The organism is Glutamicibacter sp. Je.9.36, from assembly GCF_051129975.1.
Classification (GTDB): Bacteria; Actinomycetota; Actinomycetes; order Actinomycetales; family Micrococcaceae; genus Glutamicibacter.
In genome coordinates this window covers 359549-378348 of sequence record NZ_JBCPSN010000002.1, presented here as the reverse complement: position 1 = coordinate 378348, position 18800 = coordinate 359549, and the positions used below count along the sequence as shown (strand labels likewise).

At 61.8% G+C, this 18800-nt stretch carries 18 protein-coding genes; 13 read left to right on the top strand and 5 right to left on the bottom strand.

Translation table 11 applies throughout. The features are described from left to right. Complete coding sequence (locus AAZQ98_RS06105) at positions 1–636, bottom strand: DUF6226 family protein (RefSeq protein WP_434690564.1); 636 nt, start codon at positions 634–636, stop codon at positions 1–3. 43 nt (positions 637–679) lie between these two features. Continuing rightward, positions 680–1513, bottom strand: a complete 834-nt coding sequence (locus tag AAZQ98_RS06100; RefSeq protein ID WP_434690562.1) for an aldo/keto reductase — start codon at positions 1511–1513, stop codon at positions 680–682. 159 nt (positions 1514–1672) lie between these two features. Between AAZQ98_RS06100 and pdxT the strand changes: the two genes are divergently transcribed. The 9 genes from pdxT (at position 1673) to AAZQ98_RS06055 (ending at position 11301) form a co-directional block, all read left to right on the top strand. Further along, positions 1673–2284 (top strand): pyridoxal 5'-phosphate synthase glutaminase subunit PdxT, encoded by a 612-nt coding sequence (gene pdxT / locus AAZQ98_RS06095; RefSeq protein WP_105661372.1) that lies wholly within the window; start codon positions 1673–1675, stop codon positions 2282–2284. Between the two features lie 3 nt (positions 2285–2287). After that, on the top strand, positions 2288–3046 hold the full coding sequence (locus tag AAZQ98_RS06090) for a YebC/PmpR family DNA-binding transcriptional regulator (RefSeq protein ID WP_105658275.1): 759 nt from the start codon (positions 2288–2290) through the stop codon (positions 3044–3046). 3 nt (positions 3047–3049) lie between these two features. After that, complete coding sequence (ruvC, locus tag AAZQ98_RS06085; RefSeq protein WP_105658276.1) at positions 3050–3649, top strand: crossover junction endodeoxyribonuclease RuvC; 600 nt, start codon at positions 3050–3052, stop codon at positions 3647–3649. 108 nt (positions 3650–3757) lie between these two features. Further along, positions 3758–4375 (top strand): Holliday junction branch migration protein RuvA, encoded by a 618-nt coding sequence (gene ruvA / locus AAZQ98_RS06080; RefSeq protein ID WP_105661371.1) that lies wholly within the window; start codon positions 3758–3760, stop codon positions 4373–4375. A gap of 26 nt (positions 4376–4401) precedes the next feature. Then, positions 4402–5451 (top strand): Holliday junction branch migration DNA helicase RuvB, encoded by a 1050-nt coding sequence (gene ruvB / locus AAZQ98_RS06075; RefSeq protein ID WP_105658278.1) that lies wholly within the window; start codon positions 4402–4404, stop codon positions 5449–5451. A 187-nt stretch (positions 5452–5638) separates the two neighbouring features. Continuing rightward, complete coding sequence (gene yajC, locus AAZQ98_RS06070) at positions 5639–6049, top strand: preprotein translocase subunit YajC (protein ID WP_434690559.1); 411 nt, start codon at positions 5639–5641, stop codon at positions 6047–6049. A gap of 60 nt (positions 6050–6109) precedes the next feature. Further along, positions 6110–7834: a protein translocase subunit SecD gene (gene secD, locus AAZQ98_RS06065; protein ID WP_388022113.1), complete on the top strand. Its 1725-nt coding sequence runs from the start codon at positions 6110–6112 to the stop codon at positions 7832–7834. Then, positions 7827–8795 (top strand): protein translocase subunit SecF, encoded by a 969-nt coding sequence (secF, locus tag AAZQ98_RS06060; protein ID WP_388022111.1) that lies wholly within the window; start codon positions 7827–7829, stop codon positions 8793–8795. The genes secD and secF overlap by 8 nt, the downstream gene beginning before the upstream one ends. 238 nt (positions 8796–9033) lie before the next feature. After that, complete coding sequence (locus tag AAZQ98_RS06055; RefSeq protein ID WP_434690557.1) at positions 9034–11301, top strand: RelA/SpoT family protein; 2268 nt, start codon at positions 9034–9036, stop codon at positions 11299–11301. 26 nt (positions 11302–11327) lie between these two features. On the opposite strand, the gene AAZQ98_RS06050 is transcribed toward AAZQ98_RS06055, so the two are convergent. Both AAZQ98_RS06050 and AAZQ98_RS06045 read right to left on the bottom strand, forming a co-directional pair. Further along, positions 11328–11951, bottom strand: coding sequence for a hypothetical protein (locus AAZQ98_RS06050; protein ID WP_400289242.1), 624 nt, complete (start codon positions 11949–11951; stop codon positions 11328–11330). Positions 11952–12011: 60 nt separating this feature from the next. Beyond that, the gene (locus AAZQ98_RS06045; RefSeq protein ID WP_434690555.1) at positions 12012–13370 is read right to left on the bottom strand and encodes a DUF349 domain-containing protein; all 1359 of its coding nucleotides are present in this window, start codon (positions 13368–13370) and stop codon (positions 12012–12014) included. Between the two features lie 143 nt (positions 13371–13513). Here AAZQ98_RS06045 and hisS point away from each other — a divergent pair, with 143 nt between their 5' ends. The 4 genes from hisS to AAZQ98_RS06025 all read left to right on the top strand — a co-directional run bounded on the left by hisS (position 13514) and on the right by AAZQ98_RS06025 (position 18332). Further along, positions 13514–14836, top strand: coding sequence for a histidine--tRNA ligase (gene hisS, locus AAZQ98_RS06040; RefSeq protein WP_434690554.1), 1323 nt, complete (start codon positions 13514–13516; stop codon positions 14834–14836). Positions 14837–14925: 89 nt separating this feature from the next. Beyond that, on the top strand, positions 14926–16725 hold the full coding sequence (gene aspS / locus AAZQ98_RS06035) for an aspartate--tRNA ligase (RefSeq protein ID WP_434690552.1): 1800 nt from the start codon (positions 14926–14928) through the stop codon (positions 16723–16725). A gap of 163 nt (positions 16726–16888) precedes the next feature. After that, positions 16889–18010, top strand: a complete 1122-nt coding sequence (locus tag AAZQ98_RS06030; RefSeq protein ID WP_434690551.1) for a hypothetical protein — start codon at positions 16889–16891, stop codon at positions 18008–18010. Beyond that, entirely contained in the window at positions 18003–18332 is a 330-nt protein-coding gene (locus AAZQ98_RS06025) for a PadR family transcriptional regulator (protein WP_434690548.1), read from the top strand. The genes AAZQ98_RS06030 and AAZQ98_RS06025 overlap by 8 nt, the downstream gene beginning before the upstream one ends. Here the strand turns inward: AAZQ98_RS06025 and dtd are convergent. Continuing rightward, positions 18329–18766 carry a D-aminoacyl-tRNA deacylase gene (gene dtd / locus AAZQ98_RS06020; protein WP_434690547.1) on the bottom strand — a complete coding sequence of 146 codons (438 nt, stop codon included), beginning with the start codon at positions 18764–18766 and terminating at the stop codon, positions 18329–18331. The two genes, AAZQ98_RS06025 and dtd, sit on opposite strands and share 4 nt — an antisense overlap. Positions 18767–18800 lie beyond the last annotated feature (34 nt).

The following is an 18800-nucleotide window of genomic DNA, read 5'->3' as shown; positions in this document are numbered from 1 at the left end:
CTAGCGCAATGGCCAAGGTGCCCACACGCGGCTTGAGGGAAGATTTGCGCGTGCTCTGGCTAGCCGTGCCGGCGATATGTCTTCGAGGCCGCGGGACTGCTCGCCGAATCCTGTCCCGTCAACGTCGAAACAGTGCACGAGGCGGTCCATGCCTCGATCCAGGAACTCGCCGAATCCTCCGGACGCGGCGGCACTCACCTGGATCTCGAGTTCCTCAAGGATTTCTGGGACAACTTCGTCGCATCCATCGCAGCCACACGGCGGAAATGACGCGCCGTACAACGCGCCGAGCTCCAGGTGCACCGCGGGAAACGTGGTGAAGACCATGCCCAGTGGCGCGCAGCGCGAATCCATCGGAAACACGCGAACAGAGCGCACCACATGGCCCGGTTGAATCCGCATTTGCCTGGCCAGCCCGGGATCTTCGAAGCAACGCACCTCGAACTGCTCGCGCAGGCAATCCAGCAACGCCTGGGCTACCTGCGGCACCGGGGCAAAGCGTTGCACATGGGAGGTCAGCGAATAGCTCTCCGCTGGAGGCTGCTCATCCCAGCGCTGGCCATAGGGGATCAGCGCACCGTGCTCGTCGAAGTAATCCGCCACTTCGATATCCGGGCGCTGGTAGCCGTGAAGCATGTTTGGGTTCTCCGTTTCTGCAGCATGCAGGTATTGCGGGAATTCAGTGCCCGAACTCATCCGAATCGGTGAAGGGGCCAGCACCAGTATCCATGGCATTGATGGCGGCCATTTCCGCCTGGGTGAGCTGGAAATCGAAAATGTCCAGGTTCTCGCTCTGCCGCCGCTGGTCTGCCGATTTCGGTGCCGCTGCCCGCCCGGACTGGACATGCCAGCGCAAGGTCACCTGCGCGCTGCTCTTCCCATGCGCTTGGGCGATCCGGACCAGGGCAGGATGTGAAAGGAATCCAGATTTCTTGCGTCCCAGCGGGGAATAGGCTTCGGTCCGAACGCCATGCTCGGTGTTGAAACCTTGCCATTCGACGCTTTGCCGTTCAGGATCAACCTGGATCTGGTTCAGCGCCGGCACGAGCCCCGAATCCAGGACGTTCTGCAGCTGGCAGGGCTTGAAGTTCGAGACTCCCGCAGCCCGGATCTTGCCCTCGTCTACTAGTTTGCCCAGCTCAGTGAACGCTTCGACATAGGTGTTCTGCTGGGGGTTGGGCCAGTGGATCAAGAACAGATCCACATACTCAAGACCCAAGCGGTCCAGGGAGTTCTCCAACGCCTGGCGCACGCCTTGGGCCGAATGCCATTGCTTGTTGAACTTGGTGGTTACGAAAATTTCATCGCGATGAAGCCGGCTCTGTGCCAGGGCCTTGCCCACGGCGTCCTCATTCTCGTAGTTCTCCGCTGTATCAATGCGGCGGTAGCCCACGTCGAGGGCGGACAGCACCGCTGCAGCCGCCTCGTGTCCACGCATGGGCCACGTGCCCAAACCGATCGAGGGCATGCTCACGCCGCCGGCAAGTTCGAGGGAAGAAATATCAGCAATCATGTTCTTGAACCTACCAAGTTCCGCCCCTTGCCGGGAGGCGGCGTCGAAGAATCCGCGACACACCGGGAAACAAAACAGGCGCACGGCGCCTTCGGGTTTAACGTTATTTCGGCGCATTTTTCGTGCTGCCAACCACTGAACACCATGAAGGTTAGAACCATGCCGAAAATAGGCGTCCTCGCTCTGCAAGGGGATTTCCGCGAACATCTGGCCTCTTTGGAACGGCTCGGGCAGCGCACGCACATGGTGCGCACCGTCGTCGATTTGGAGCAGGTTGACGCGCTGGTGATTCCCGGCGGCGAGTCCTCGGTGATTGATCGGCTGTCCCGCAACTACGGGCTAGCTGGTCCCATCAAGGAGCGCATCGCAGCAGGCATGCCAGCCTACGGCTCCTGCGCCGGAATGATCATGCTGGCCGATCGCATCGAGAACCCTGCAATCTCGCGAGATGGCGCGGTACAGCAAAGCTTCGGCGGCATCGACATGACGGTCAAGCGCAACGCGTTCGGGCGCCAGATCGACTCATTCGAGCACCAGCTGGACTTCAACGGGCAAAATCTCGAGGCGGTGTTCATCCGCGCACCGGAAGCCGTGCAAATTGGCCCGGACGTCCAAGTGATCAGCACCGTTCAAGCGGGGACGGATCACGAACAGGGTAGAATTGTTGCAGTACGCCAGGGAAAATTGTTGGCAACCAGCTTTCACCCGGAAGTCACCGGCAGCACCGCTATCCACCAATTTTTCATCAATCTCACGCGAGGAGACGCTTAAAGCATGTCAGGCCACTCCAAATGGGCAACTACCAAGCACAAGAAGGCCGCGATCGACGCCAAGCGCGCCAAGGCCTTCGCAAAATTCATCAAGGGCATTGAAGTTGCCGCCCGTGCCGGCGGCGCCGACATGGCCGGCAACCCGGCACTGGAACTTGCAGTCAGCAAGGCCAAGAAGAACTCCGTGCCGATCAACAACATCGACCGCGCCGTCAAGCGCGGCGCTGGCCTGACCGGCGAGGTCGTCGACTACACCGAGATCATCTATGAAGCACGCGGCCCGCAGGGCTCGGCCCTGCTGATCGAGTGCCTGACCGACAACAAGAACCGTGCGGCCTCCGAAGTCCGCGTGGGCATCACCCGCAACGGCGGCACCATCGCCGACCCGGGTTCGGTCGCCTACCTGTTCAACCGCCAGGGCGTTGTCCGCCTGCCCAAGGGCGAGCTGACCGAAGACGACCTGCTGATGGTCGTGCTGGACGCCGGTGCCGACGAGATCATGGACGAGGACGAGAACTTCGCCATCGTCTGCGACCCTTCGGACCTGCGCGCTGTGGCCGCTGCGCTGGATGAAGCGGACATCGCCTACGAGTCCGACGAAATGGAATTCATTCCATCGATGAAGGTCGACCTGGACGTTGAAGGAGCTCGCAAGTTCCTCAAGCTCTACGACGCGCTGGAAGAACTGGATGATGTCCAGGGCATCTACACCAACGCTGATCTGTCCGACGAGGTTCGCGCCGCGCTGGACGAAGAGCAGTAAGGCTTGGCCTTACGTGTTGTTGGCGTCGATCCCGGCCTGACCCGTTGCGGTCTTGCCGTGGTCGACGTCGCTGCAAACAGGCAAGTTTCGCTGGTGGACGTCACCGTCGCCGGCACCCCTCCGGGCACTCCGCTCGATGCCCGGCTCTTGAAGATCGCCAACGCCATCGACGAATGGCTGGATCTGCATCAGCCCGATGTGCTCGCCTTGGAACGCGTGTTCGCTTCGGCGAACGTCTCCACGGTCATCGGCACCGCGCAGGTCACCGGTGTTGTCATCACCGCGGCAGCGCGACGCGGAATACCCGTGGCCCTGCACACGCCGACCGAGGTCAAGGCGGCGGTTACCGGTTCGGGACAGGCCACCAAGGCGGCGATCGGCAAGATGGTTGCCAAGATCTGCCGGCTCGATGAACCGCCTAAGCCTGCCGACGCCGCTGATGCGGTGGCTTTGGCGATTACCCACGGTTGGCGCGGTGCGGCCACCGGCTCGAATGCCTCGGCCTCCGCGGCTAATGCCGGTGGTTCGTCGCAGCTGACCGGTGCGCAGCAGGCGTGGATTGCCGCCGAGGCGTCGGCCAAGCGCCGCGCAGTGCGCCGCTAGCCGGCCAGCACGGCAGCGGCCTCGACCCACCGGGGAACGCGGCGGATCGATATTCGTAGGTATCTTCGATAAACTGGGTTCGATCGAACATATATCCCAAGGAGTGGCATGATCAGCTCATTGACCGGCACCGTGCAGGCGGTAGCCCTGAACACCGCGGTAATTGACGTTAACGGCTTCGGGATGCTGGTCAATGCCACCCCCGGGACGCTGTCCACCCTGCAGGCAGGACGCGAGGCTACGGTATTCACCTCCATGGTGGTCCGCGAGGATTCGATGACCCTCTTCGGCTTCGCCACCGCTGAGGAACGCGATGTCTTCGAGGTCCTGGTTTCCGTATCGGGCATCGGGCCGCGCACCGGCTTGGCCATCTTGGCGGTGCACTCTCCGGAGGAAGTCCGCATCGCGGCGAACACCAAGGACACCGCCGCTTTCACCAAGGTATCGGGCATTGGCCCCAAGGGCGCGAGCCGCATCGTGCTGGAACTGAACGGCAAGCTGATCCCGACTGGCGCGCCAGTGGCCCCGGTTTCCGGCGGCGGCAACGCGAGCGTCTGGGAACCGCAGGTGATCGAGGCGCTGACCGGCCTGGGCTGGAGCGAAAAGGATGCAACCAGCACCCTGAAATCGCTGTCCAAGGCTGATCCAGATGTCGTTGCCACCGGCAACGTCGCAGAAATCTTGCGTGCTGCACTGCGCAGCATGTCCAGCGGAACCCGCGCCTAAGCGGTCTGCGAGAGGATCAACTGATCATGAATGACTCCACCGGGCTCACGAATGCCGGCAGCGAACCCGAGGAACGGGTAATCGAAGCGGCCCTGCGCCCGCGGAACCTCGACGACTTCGTGGGCCAGTCCCGAGTGCGCCAGCAGCTCTCGCTGGTGCTTGAAGCAGCGAAAATCCGCGAGCGCACCGCGGACCACGTTCTGCTCTCTGGCCCACCGGGCCTGGGCAAGACCACCTTGTCGATGATTATCGCCGCCGAGATGAACGCGCCATTGCGCATTTCCTCCGGCCCAGCGATCCAGCACGCCGGTGACTTGGCCGCGATCCTCTCCTCGCTGACCGAAGGCGAGGTGCTGTTCCTCGATGAAATCCACCGCATGTCCCGGCCGGCCGAGGAAATGCTCTACATGGCCATGGAAGACTTCCGCGTAGATATCATCGTCGGAAAGGGCGCCGGCGCCACGGCCATTCCACTGGAGCTCCCGCCCTTCACCCTCGTTGGCGCAACCACGCGCGCCGGACTGTTGCCCGGCCCGTTGCGTGACCGCTTCGGCTTCACTGGCCATCTGGAGTTCTACGCGGTCAAGGAGCTTGAACTGGTTTTGCGCCGTTCGGCCATGATGCTTGATCTGAGCGTCACTTCGGCCGCGTTCACCGAGATCGCCGGACGCTCCCGCGGTACGCCCCGTATCGCCAACCGCCTGCTGCGCCGCGTGCGTGACTGGGCGCTGGTGCATAAGCTCGAAGAGATCGATGCCAAAGCGGCCGCCGCCGCCTTGGACATGTACGAGGTCGATGCACGTGGCCTTGATCGCCTGGACCGGGGTGTGCTCGAAGCCTTGTGCACCAAATTCGGCGGGGGACCGGTGGGGCTATCGACCCTGGCCATCGCCGTGGGTGAAGAAACCGAAACCGTCGAGACTGTCGCAGAGCCATACCTGGTGCGTGAAGGGCTGATGGGCCGGACCCCGCGCGGTCGTATTGCCATGCCCGGAGCCTGGGCGCATTTGGGCTTGGCGATGCCAAAGGATGCGATCTTCGCCAGTGCGCAAAGCTATGAAAACGATGAGGATTAGGCAAGCATTACTTCACTGCCCGCGTAAATGGTCTGCCGGTTCACCGTGACGCATTAGACTAAAGACGCCCGACCTATGCCCGTTTCGGGGCGAGGTGGGGCGTCTTTGCTGTATTACGCCAGAAATAGCCGCAACAGCATCCCAGAACTTCAGATCAAATCGCAACAATTCGTTAGCAGGTAAATACGTGAATCCCCTCGTAATCGCTCAGGCCGCTGGTGGCGGCTTCAACCCTTCGCTGATCCTGATGGTCGCGCTGTTCGCAGTGCTGATCTTCATGATGTTCCGTGGCCGCAAGAAGCAGGCCGCCCAGCAGGAGAAGCTGAAGAACAACACCGTGCCAGGCGCCAAGGTGATGACCAACTCGGGTATCTTCGGCACCGTCGTCGGCGTTGACGCAGAGGATCGCGTCCAGGTCGAGGTCGCACCGGGCGTAGTGCTGAACCTGCACCGCCAGGCCATTGCCACCTTCCTGGACAAGGATGCAGCAACCCCGGCCGTGGCCGACGGCGCAGCAGAATCCGCCAGCACCACCGAAACCCCGGAAGAGTCCCTGCGTCGCCTGAACGATGAGGGCAAGGACGAGCGCAACGCCTAAGTCCCGGGCAGCATAGCGGTGGCCTGAAGGCCAAGCCACTCAAACGAGAAAGCACATTAGATGTCATCAATCAGACCTGTTAAGCAGGCGCGCAAGGCGTTGCTGTGGTTGCTGATCGTCTTCATCATCGCAGCCGGCGTGTTGGTGGGTGGTGCAGCGAACGGTAAAACCGGATGGGGACCGAAGCTGGCCCTCGACCTCGAAGGCGGCACCGAGATGATCCTGGCCCCTCGGGTCCAGGGCGACGAAGCGATCAACCAAGAGCAGCTGGACCAAGCGGTGGAGATCATCCGCCAGCGTGTGGACGGCTCCGGTGTAACCGAATCGGAAATCACCACCCAGTCCGGTCGCAACGTTGTGGTCTCGATGCCGGGCACCCCGGACCAGACCACTCGCGATTTGATCCAGGCTTCGGCCAACATGGAGTTCCGCCCGGTGCTGATCACCGGCGGCTACGCAGCCACCCCTGAGGAAGATCGCACTCCCAAGGAAGACCTGCCCAAGCCTGAGGGCAAGCCAGAGAACCCATCGGACACCAACTGGATCACCGCAGAGCTCTTCCAGGAGTTTGAAGGCTACGACTGCGAAACCGAGCTCAAGGACCGCGGCGGGGACGCTGCGGACCCAGCCAAGCCAATGATCTCCTGCGATACGGACATGGGCGTCAAGTACATCCTTGGCCCACAGGAAATCTCCGGCGACAAGATCAAGGACGCATACGCGCAGCTCGCTCGCGGCGTCAATGGTTCGGTCACCGGCGAATGGGTTGTCGTGATCGAGTTCAATGCCGAAGGCACCAAGATCTTCGCCGACACCACGCAGCGTCTGATTGCCCTGCAGGGTTCGCAGAACCAGTTCGCGATCGTGCTTGATGGCGAGACCATCTCGGCGCCAACCACCAATGCGGTGATCTCCGATGGCCGTCCGCAGATTTCCGGCGGGTTCACCCAGGACACCTCGCAGGCGCTGGCGGAGCAGCTGAAGTACGGCGCGCTGCCAATCAGCTTCGACATCCAGTCAGAGCGCCAGGTTTCTGCAACGCTGGGTGCTGACCAGCTGACCGCGGGCCTCATTGCCGGTGTTATCGGCCTGGTCCTGGTGTTCATCTACTCGCTGTTCCAGTACCGCGCTCTGGGCTTGGTGACCATCGCTTCGCTGCTCGTCGCCGGTGTGCTGACCTACCTCTGCCTGGTCCTGCTTGGCTGGGGCATGAACTACCGCCTGTCGCTGGCGGGCGTGGCTGGCTTGATCGTGGCCATCGGCCTGATCGCGGACTCGTTCATCGTGTACTTCGAGCGTGTTCGAGATGAGTTGCGCGAAGGCCGGCCATTGGCAAGCGCCGTGGATATCGGCTGGAAGCGTGCCAAGCGGACCATTCTGGCTTCCAAGGCCGTGAACGTGTTGGCTGCAGTAGTGCTCTACATCGTTGCCGTGGGCAACGTGCGAGGCTTCGCCTTCACCCTGGGCCTGACCGCAATCGTTGACCTCGTGGTGGTGTACGGACTGACCCATCCAACCCTGGTCCTGCTGGCACGCACCAAGTTCTTCGCCAACGGCCACCCGCTCTCGGGCATGGACCCATCGTTGCTTGGCGTCAAGCCGCTGTACCAAGGTGCAGGCAAGGTTCGCCGCTTTGATGAAAACGTTGAGGCAAACCGCGGCAAGAAGAATGCCAAGGCTTCGGTTGAAGCCGCCAAGCGCATGACAATTGCCGAGCGCCGCCGTGCACAGGCCGAGCAGCCTGCCAGCCCGCAGGCCAAGGCCCAGGAGGAGAACAATGAATAAGCTAGTCACTTGGGGCAACGAGCTCTACACCGGCAAGCGTTCCTACCCGTTCACCTCCAAGCACCGCTTGTGGTTCCTGATCGCCGGTATTCTGGTGATCCTGTCAATCCTGGTTCCAGTGGTCAAGGGCGGATTCAACCTGGGCATCGACTTCCGCGGTGGTTCTGAATTCACCGTTTCGGATGTGCAGGAAACAGATATCTCCATTGGTGAAAAGGCTGTTGCCTCGGTGGCTTCGGGTGCGGCGGCAACGGTCACCAACATTGCGCCGGGCACCATGCGCGTGCAGACCGAGCGCTTGAGCGATGACCAGACCTTGGCCATCGCCAGCCAGCTCGCGGAGAACTACGGTGTCTCCAGCGATGAAGTTACCAGTAACTTCATCGGCCCTACCTGGGGCGAAGACGTTTCGCGCCAGGCACTGGTTGGCCTGGTTGCCTTCGTGGTCCTGGTGGGCTTGCTGATGGCTGCCTACTTCCGAACCTGGAAGATGTCACTGGCCGCGATTGCCGGTCTGATCGCCGTGGTCATCGTCACTGCGGGCATCTACTCGCTGTCAGGTTTCGAAATCACGCCCAGCGCGATCATCGGCTTCCTGACCATTCTGAGCTACTCGCTGTATGACACCGTGGTGGTCTTCGACAAGGTCCGCGAAAACACCAAGGACTACACCCAGCAGTCCAAGCGCACCTTCGAGCAGCTGGTGAACCTCGCTGTGAACCAGACCCTGGTTCGCTCGATCAACACCTCGGTCGTTGCCGTGCTTCCAGTGGCCGCGATCCTGTTCATCGGTTCCTACCTGCTGGGTGCCGGTACGCTCAAGGACCTGTCCTTGGCGCTGTTCGTCGGTATCATCGTCTCGGCCCTGTCGACCTTGTTCGTCCAGGCGCCCATGTTCCATTGGCTCCGCCACAAGGACGACGACGTGGTAGCGCACAATCAGAAGATGGCTGCTGCCTAAGCCGATCCGAAGATCTGAATTTGGTGCTCCCAGCATTTGCTGGGGGCACCATTTCGCTTAAGCGGGAAGATGCGTAATTAGTTGTCACCGCGCGAACGTGCTATAACGTTTGAACTAAAGAAGGTGTTTTTTCAGTGCACGGCCGCCAGTGATCTGGTGGCCCGGAACTACCGTTGGATTCCGTCGGGCTTCACGCAGGCTCGGGAAAGAATCCAACGGCAACGGGAAGGAGCGGGGCATGGCGAATACGCCTAACCTGAACAATTCGAAACGACGCTCTATCTCTCGTTTGGTGCGCTTTGCTGGCCGGGGGAGCACCCCGAGCACATCGCCGACCCTTGAACCGCTATTGCGTACGGTCAAGTCCAAGCATCCGAAGGCGGATCTGGACCTGCTGGTCCACGCCTACGAGGTCGCCGAAAAGTACCATGAAGGCCAGAAGCGCAAGAGCGGCGACCCGTACATAACGCACCCGGTCGCCGTCGCCACGATCCTGGCGGAGATGGGGATGACCGGCTCGATTCTTGCCGCCGCCTTGCTGCACGACACCGTTGAAGACACCGACTACTCCCTGGAGTCCGTTAAGAAGGAATTCTCCGAGGAAATCGCCATGCTGGTCGATGGCGTGACCAAGCTGGACAAGGTCACCTATGGCGACGCGGCCCCGGCAGAGACCGTGCGCAAAATGGTCGTGGCCATGTCCCGCGACATCCGCGTGCTGCTGATCAAGCTGGCCGACCGCCTGCATAATGCCCGTACCTGGCGCTACGTGTCCCCGGAATCTTCCTCGCGCAAGGCGAAGGAAACCCTGGAGATCTTCGCACCGCTGGCGCACCGTCTGGGCATGAACACCGTCAAGTGGGAGCTGGAGGACCTGTCCTTCGCTGCCTTGCACCCCAAGGTGTACCAGGAGATCGTCCGCATGGTGGGCGATCGCACTCCGGAACGTGAAAAGTACCTCTCCTCGATCCGCCAGACCCTTTCGGGCGATCTCGGCGATGTAGCCATCCATGCCTCGGTGTCCGGCCGGCCAAAGCACTACTACTCGATCTACCAGAAGATGATCGTGCGCGGCAAGGACTTCGATGATATCCATGACCTCATGGGCGTGCGCATCCTGGTGGATACCGTCAAGGACTGCTACGGCGCCCTGGGCGTCGTGCACGCAGAGTGGAATCCACTGCCTAACCGCTTCAAGGACTACATTGCGATCCCGAAGCTGAACCTCTACCAGTCGCTGCACACCACGGTGATGGGTCCTGAAGGCAAGCCGGTAGAGATCCAGATCCGCACCCACGATATGCACGTACGCGCCGAATACGGTGTAGCCGCGCACTTCCAGTACAAGCATGGGCAGACCGATAACTCCATGCTTTCGCCGGAGCAGAATATGGATTGGCTGCGTTCCTTGATGGAGTGGCAGGCGGATACCGCCGACTCCGAAGAGTTCCTGGACGGCCTTCGCTACACGATCAGCTCCGCTGAAGTCTATGTGTTCACCCCCAAGGGCGACATCATGTCCTTGCCGGTTGGTGCCACACCGGTGGATTTCGCCTACTCGATCCACACCGACGTCGGCCACCGCACCATCGGCTCCCGCGTCAATGGCAAGCTCGTCCCATTGCATACCGAGCTCAAGCAGGGCGATGTGGTGGAGGTCTTCACCTCGAAGGCCGAAGGCGCTGGCCCATCCCAGGATTGGCAGAACTTTGTCCGCTCGCCTCGTGCCAAGGCAAAGATCCGCGGTTACTTCTCCAAGGAACGCCGCGAGGAGGCCATCGAAAAGGGCAAGGAGCTGCTGACCAAAGAACTGCGTCGCAACCAGCTGCCATTGCAGAAATTGATGACTCACGACCTGCTCACGGCGGTAGCCAACGAACTGCACCACACGGACATTTCGGCCCTGTACCAGTCCGTTGGCGACGGCCATACCAGTGCACAGAACGTCATTGAGCATTTAACGGCCCTGATTGGCCCTCCAGAAGCCGAACAGGTCGATGAGGAAGCGGTAGTCCGCCCAGTGGCTCCCAGCCCGGCTACGGGCAACGACGCCGGCGTGATCGTCGAGGGCCTGGGGGATGTGCTGGTGAAGCTGGCGCGTTGCTGCACCCCGGTGCCGCCAGATGAAATCCAGGGTTTCGTAACCCGTGGCGCCGGAGTCTCGGTGCACCGCACCGACTGCCTGAATCTGACGCAGCTCGCCGAGCAGCCGGATCGACTGGTCAATGTCACGTGGGCCACCAAGCACCATGGCGTGTTCCTGGTGGAGATCCAGGTCGAAGCATTGGACCGCAAGTCGCTGCTCTCCGACGTCACCCGGATCCTCTCCGAAAGCCACTTGAACATCCTTTCGGCCAGCGTGCAGACAAGCAAGGACCGTGTGGCAATTTCCCGTTTCTCCTTCGAAATGGGCGATCCCAAGTTCCTGAGCCACGTGCTGAACCAAGTACGCCGCATCGATGGCGTCTACGATGTCTACCGCACCACCGCAGGGTCCCGTCGCTAATTGCGCGCTGCACCCCGCGGTCCAGCCTAGGCCGCTTGCGCCGTATCGGAGAAGGACTGCACCAGGCGCAGGGCCCGGGAGCGCTCGGGTGAGGGAACTTCCGATGCCAGGGCTTGTTTGATGGCGTCCAAAGTCAGGTAGGGATCTGCCAGGGCCGCGACTGTGCCCAGCACGCGGCTGGCAATGGGCAAAGGATCGTATTTCGCGCAGTCGCAGGCGCTGCGCAATGCGGTGGTCACCCTGATGCGGCTGCGGAACACCATGTCCGTATCCGGCACCTGCATTTGGGCGAATTCGGCTCTCAGCCCGTGCCCGGGGTAGAACGGCCGATGGTAGCTCTTGGCGTAGATGCACAATGTGGACACTGACGGCAAGAGCCCATGGATCCAGGCTGCAGTTTGGCGAGCTAGCACCGCATCGCGGGCCAGCTCGCGGCCACAGGCGAAACCTGCAATCCGTGCCCGCACCGACGCGTTGACTCGGATGCTGCTGGGCAAAAAATAATCACCGAGGACCTCGAGCAGCAGGCCGTTGTGGGCCATGGCGTGCAGCTCGTTGCGGGTGAACATCTCACCAGCGATCCACAGGTCCCCGGGAATGCGCAACGCGGCGGCGCGAGGTCCGGTAGCTGGGGAATTTCTCGTTTCCATAGAGCTACTGAACCAGTTCGCGCCGCCGCGTTGGCGGTGTGCAAGCGATCTGTGGATTACTTACTGGAAGTCGGCAGCCGACTTCTCCAAGGTGCTCAGCCACATGCGGCGTGCATCCAGGGCTTCCTGGGCTGTCGCGATCTGCTTGGCGTTGCCCTTGGCCTGTGCTGCTGCCAGATCATCTTCCAAGGCGGAGATGGTGTCCTGCAGCTGCGAGAGCATCGAGTTGGAGCGGGCCTTGGTCTCCGGGTTGGAACGGCGCCACTGCTCGTCCTCGGCACCCTTGACCGCGTCCTCGACCTGGCGCAGGGCCGATTCAATGCGCTGCAGGTCGTTGCGCGGCACCTTGCCGGCAGCTTCCCAACGGGTGCGGATCGAATCCAGCTTGTTCTTGGCAACAGCCAGATCCTTGATGGGAAGCAGCGCGCGGGCTTCTTCCAGCAGGGCTTCCTTCACCACGAGGTTCTGGGAGTACTCTTCATCGATCTTGGCGTTGGCCGCGGCGCGGGCCTGGAAGAAGACATCCTGGGCGGCGCGGAAGCGGCTCCAGAGCTGGTCGTCGTCCTTGCGCGAGGCACGGCGCGACTTCTTCCACTCGTCCATGAGCTTGCGGTATTCGGCGGCGGTAGCGGTCCAGTCGGTGGACCCCTGCAGCACCTCGGCGCGAGCGATCAGCTCTTCCTTCACTTCCTTGGCGGCCGCGTTGGTCGAATCCAGCTGCGAGAAGTAGGCCCGGCGATGGCGGTCGAAGGTGGTGCGGGCGGAGCGGAATCGCTTCCACAGCGCATCTTCGGTGGACCGTGGCAGGCGCACCGAGGAACGCTGCGAACCCTTCCAGGCGTCGAACAGCTCGTTCATCGCCGCCGAAGCGGTCTTCCACTGGATCTGCTCCGGGCGCTTGCCGGCCAGCTCTTCAGCCTGTTCGACGATGGCTTCGCGGGCAGCGAGCTGTTCCGCGCGAGCTTCGTCGTTGGCCTTGCGCTGTTCGCTGGTCAATGCCTCGACGGCTACGCGGGCATTCTCGAGGCGCGTTTCCAGCGCCGGGATGTCGCCGACCATATGGCGTTCGGCAACGGTGGCCGAGAGCGCCTGCACAGCCTTGCTGAGCTCGCCGGCCGGGGCCTTGGCAACGACGCGCTGCTCCAGGAGCATCAGCTGCGAGAGCGCGTCATCGTATTTGCGCACGAAGTAGCCCAGGGCTTCTTCCTGGGTGGCGTCGGGGTATTGGCCCACTGGGAATTCGGCGCCGTCAATGATCACGAAGACGTGGCCGTCCTCGGTCACACGGGCGAACTTTGCCGCTTCGTCGAGGGGAGTGGTATGTGCGACGCTTGGCGCTACAACCGGCTTTGCGGCAGGCTTCTGGGCCTGTGGCAATGGGGTCTTCTGGCTGTCGTCGGATTGCTGACTGGTGGTCACCGCTGAAACTCTTTCACTTTACGAGCACTTGCTTTAGCCAACTCTACCTGTGACCTCCGCTTCTTAGTAAGCCGACGTGCACAGGTTTCTCGGGTTTCGGGCTATAAGATGGGTAGGTAGCCCAATTTGCACTAAGGAGTTTCATGGCACGCAAGGCCTCACTATCAGGTTTCCCGGAATGGCTTCCCGCCGAACGGGCAGTTGAACAGCATGTGCTCGATACCTTGCGCCACGTCTTCGAACTGCATGGATTCGCCAACATCGAGACTCGTGCGGTGGAAACCCGCGCGCAACTTCTGCGCAAGGGCGAAATCGACAAGGAAGTCTACGGACTGTCCCGGCTGGCCGCGGAGGATGAGAAGAACGATCCCAACGCATTGGCCCTGCACTTCGACCTCACCGTGCCTTTCGCACGCTACGTGGTGGAGAACGCAGGCCACCTGGCCTTCCCCTTCCGCCGCTACCAGATGCAGAAGGTCTGGCGTGGCGAACGCCCGCAGGATGGCCGCTTCCGCGAATTCACCCAGGCCGACATCGATGTCGTGGGCGATGGCACCTTGCCCTTCAGCTACGACGTGGAGCTGGCGCTGACCATTGCCGACGCGCTGTCCGCCCTGCCGATCGGCGATTTCCGCCTGCGGGTGAATAACCGCAAGCTGGCCGAGGGCTTCTACCGCGGCCTGGGCCTGGAAGATCCGGATGCGGTCCTGCGCGCCATCGACAAGCTGGAAAAGATCGGCGATGACGCCGTCGCCAGGATCCTGGTCGAAGAAGTCGGCGCCACCGCGCAGCAGGCTGCCGCCGCCCTGGCCCTGGCCAAGATCCGCACCATGGACACGTCCTTCGTGGAGCAGGTTCGCGCACTGGGCGTCAGCCACGAACTGCTGGATACCGGCTTGGATGAGCTCTCGCAGGTCATCGATGCCGCATCCAAGCGCGCACCGGGCAAGGTCATGGCCGATTTGTCCATCGCCCGCGGGCTGGACTACTACACCGGCACCGTGTACGAAACCGTGCTGGTGGGCCACGAATCCCTGGGTTCGATCTGCTCGGGCGGGCGCTACGAATCGCTGGCCTCCAAGGGCAAGAAGAACTACCCGGGTGTGGGCTTGTCCATCGGCGTCACCCGCCTGGTCTCGCGCATCCTTGCCGAAGAGTCCGTGACCGCAAGCCGTTCGGTGCCTTCGGTGGTATATGTCACCTTGGCCAACGACGAGTCCTGGCACGAAGCGCAGGATGTAGCCTCGCAGCTGCGCGAGCGCGGCATCGCCTGCGAGGTAGCAGCCAGCGCGGAGAAGTTCGGCAAGCAGATCAAATTCGCTGATCGACGCGGGATTCCGTTCGTCTGGTTCACCCATGCCGATGGCGCCCACGAGGTCAAGGACATCCGTTCCGGCGAGCAGGTCGCCGCGGATCCGTCCACCTGGATGCCGGCCGAAGCGGACCTGAAGATCGCCATCAGCTAGTTCTCGGGCGTCATCGCCCGCCCGCGCACCAATCACGGTGCACTAAACTTCATGGGAAGAAACTTTCCCAACCGACCGAAAGGATCGTAGTGCTACGCACTCATCAGCTGGGCGTCTTGAACGCCGAGCACATTGGACAGCAGGTCACACTCACCGGTTGGGTCGCGCGTCGCCGCGACCACGGTGGTGTCGCCTTCCTGGATTTGCGTGATGCTTCGGGCGTGGCCCAGGTCGTCGTGCGCGATGAAGAGGACTTCCATCCGCTGCGCAATGAGTTCGTGCTGCAGATTCTGGGCACCGTCGAGCGCCGCCCGGAGGGCAACGAGAACCCGAACCTGCCTACCGGGCAGATCGAGGTCATCGCTGAGACCGTGACCGTGCTGAACACCGCGGCCCCGCTGCCATTCCAGGTCGACGAGCACGTCGAGGTCGGCGAGGAAGCGCGCCTGCGCCACCGCTACCTGGACCTGCGCCGCCCGACCCCGGCCCGCAACATCCGCCTGCGCTCCGAGGCCAACCGCGTGGCACGCAACCTGCTGCACGACCAGGGCTACATCGAGATCGAAACCCCGACGCTGACCCGCTCCACCCCGGAAGGCGCCCGCGACTTCGTCGTGCCGGCCCGACTGACCCCGGGCAGCTGGTACGCCTTGCCCCAGTCCCCGCAGCTGTTCAAGCAGCTGCTGCAGGTCGGCGGCTTCGAGAAGTACTACCAGATCGCCCGCTGCTACCGCGATGAGGACTTCCGCGCGGACCGGCAGCCGGAGTTCACCCAGCTGGACATCGAAGCATCGTTCGTCGAGGAAGATGACATCATCGAGCTCGGCGAAAAGCTGGTCACCGAACTGTGGAACCTGATCGACGTGCAGGTCCCGACCCCGATCCGCCGCATGGCGTATTCGGAGGCCATGGCCAAGTACGGTTCGGACAAGCCGGACCTGCGCTTCGGCCTGGAACTGACCGAAATGACCGAGTACTTCGCGAAGACCTCCTTCAAGGTCTTCCAGTCCGAGTACGTCGGCGCCGTGGTCATGCCTGGCGGCGCATCGCAGCCGCGCCGCACCCTGGATGCCTGGCAGGAATTCGCCAAGCAGCGCGGTGCCAAGGGCCTTGCCTACGTGCTGATCAAGGAAGATGGCGAGCTGGCTGGCCCAGTGGCCAAGAACCTGTCCGAGGAAGAGAAGGCCGGACTGGCCGCAGCTACCGGCGCAGCCGCCGGAGACTGCATCTTCTTCTCCGCCGGCAAGAAGAACGAATCCCGCGCACTGCTCGGTTCGGTCCGTGTCGAGATCGGCCACCGCACCGGTTTGATCAAGGAAGGCGATTGGGCCTTCGTCTGGATCGTCGACGCACCGATGTTCGAAGCTGCCTCTGACGCTGTCGCCTCGGGCGACGTAGCCGTGGGCGCTGGCGCTTGGACCGCTGTGCATCACGCGTTCACCAGCCCCAAGCCGGAGTTCATGGACACCTTCGACACTGATCCTGCATCGGCCCTGTCCTACGCCTACGACATTGTCTGCAACGGCAACGAAATCGGCGGCGGTTCGATCCGTATCCACCAGCGCGACGTCCAGGAACGCGTCTTCAAGCTCATGGGCGTAACCCAGGAGCAGGCTGACACCCAGTTCGGCTTCCTGCTCGAGGGCTTCAAGTACGGCGCCCCACCGCATGGCGGCATCGCCCTGGGTTGGGACCGCGTGCTGCAGCTGCTGACCAACTCGGAGTCCATCCGCGACGTCATCGCCTTCCCGAAGACCGGTGGCGGTTTCGATCCGCTGACCGCGGCTCCTGCGCCAATCACCCCGCAGCAGCGCAAGGAAGCCGGCATCGACTTCAAGCCTGAGAAGAAGAAGGCCGAAGAGACCGAAGCCAAGGCCGAAGCCAAGTAGGCTTCTCCAGGCTTACGAAGCAGGATGAAACGTTTACGCGTTTCATCCTGCTTCTTTTTAACCTGGCATTAGCTCTTTTAGTGGACTATGAGTATTTTTAATACTAGGTTGGTTTTTGACTTAGTTTACAGAACCAGTTCCCACGACCACTTTGGAGCGATACGTGCCAGCAGAAGAACCACACGATATCATCGAACGTTACCCAGAAGCGGACCAGGAATGGGCTAAAACCTTTTTCGCTTCAATGGTGTGGAACGACCTCACGAATGCGCAGGTGGCGCTCGAACTGGAGCGCACCCTGAGCATGGTTCACGATAGCGGGCAGCGGGCCGAGGAACTCTTCGGCCATTCGGGCGAATATGGTGCGACACGGGCTCAATGTCTATTGACGCCAGAGCAGCGCGCGGACGCGGAACTTCCCGTCGAATCAAGTACTGCGCTTTTGTCGGTTGTTGGGATGCTTGTTGGCCTGCTGTGCACTGGATTTGGAATCTGGATCGGGTTCCGCGATGGGTGGACCTCGAGTTCGTGGCACTACTGGCAGCTTTCTGCTCTAACTGCCGGGGCAGGGATCGCACTATCGGGATACCTGTGGTGGTTTAACCGATTGAAGGGGAAATTCGGCCTGTCCTGGATACTGGGACCGGTAGGTATCCTCGTGTCGGTTGGAGCTGCCGCTCTAATCGCGCAGATAGGAGGAAGCAATAATCTGCTGCCCCTGCCAAATTGGTTAGCTCCAATTCTTGGCGCAGGGCTGGTGGTTGCTTGCTTCTATCTGATGCCTGCCTATAAAGCGCAGAAAGCCGCTGGCGGGCAACAAATCCTTCTCGGCACCGAAGAGTGGTTCGCGGAAACCACCAGACTACTGCGCGGACGCTACGGCATGAGTCACAAGGAAGCCAACGAGTCGCTGAGTACTGCGCGAGAACATCTCGATGATGCGGCGACCCGAGGCGAAAAAGTTGACCCAAACGTTGAATTCGGAACGCCCAATGAATTCGTGATTGGGCTGGCAGTGAACACCGAAAAGGCGCTCAAGCGTCGTTGGCTTCTACGCCGCATGGCCCCCTTGACCGTAGTCGCTTTATTCGCGGTCGGCGCGGTCGCTGGCCTGATGGATCCAGCGCGAAATGGCGGGGATATTTTCTTTGGGGTCGCAGTGCTGGTGTTTGCCGCGGTGAGCGTTTACGAGCTGCGTCCGGCTGACCGCAAGGCCTACGTCCAAGAGAAGCTCAAGGAACGAGCAGCCCATGCCCGGGCACTGCAGGAGCGCGACGATGACTAAGCCCGAAGGCTTTCCGGGTAGCTGGCAACGCGCCATGTTGCCGATGCTCTTACTCGCCGAACTCTCGGCTGGCCCGGCCCACGGTTATGCACTGGCGAAATCCCTGCAGGAACGTGGGTTTGGCCCGCTGAAGGGAGCCACGCTCTACCCCGCATTGGCCAAGCTGGAAGCCGCGGGTCTCGTGGAAACCCGTTGGGAAGAAGGCCAAGGCGGCCCGGGCCGGAAGGTCTACGAACTCTCCGCCACCGGCCAGGTAGAACTAGCCGAGCAACGAGCCAGCTTCGAACAATTGACCCAACTGGTGCAGAACACCGGCCACTAGGGGAGGTCTGCCGAGTCTACGATCATCGTGAACGGCCCGGTATTGGTCAGCGAGACATTCATCATCGCGCCAAATACACCGGTCTGAACGCTCGCACCCAAATCGCGCAGGTACTCCACGAAGTACTCGTACAGCGGTTCGCTGAGAGGACCGGGTGCCGCATTGGACCAGGATGGGCGGCGGCCCTTGCGCACCGAACCGTACAGGGTGAACTGGCTGATCACTAGCAGTGGTGCATTCACCCCGGCGGCGGAGGTTTCATCCTCCATGATCCGCAGCTGCCAGATCTTTTCGGCCACCTTGCGTGCGATCGCCTGATCATCCTCATGGGTCACCCCAAGTAGGATCACCAAACCGGGGGAGTCGAGCTGGCCGGTAATCTGCCCTTCAACCTCAACATGGGCGGTGGAAGCGACCTGGACGACAGCGCGCATATGGCGAACCTTTCAAAAGACGGTGGGGCTTCCA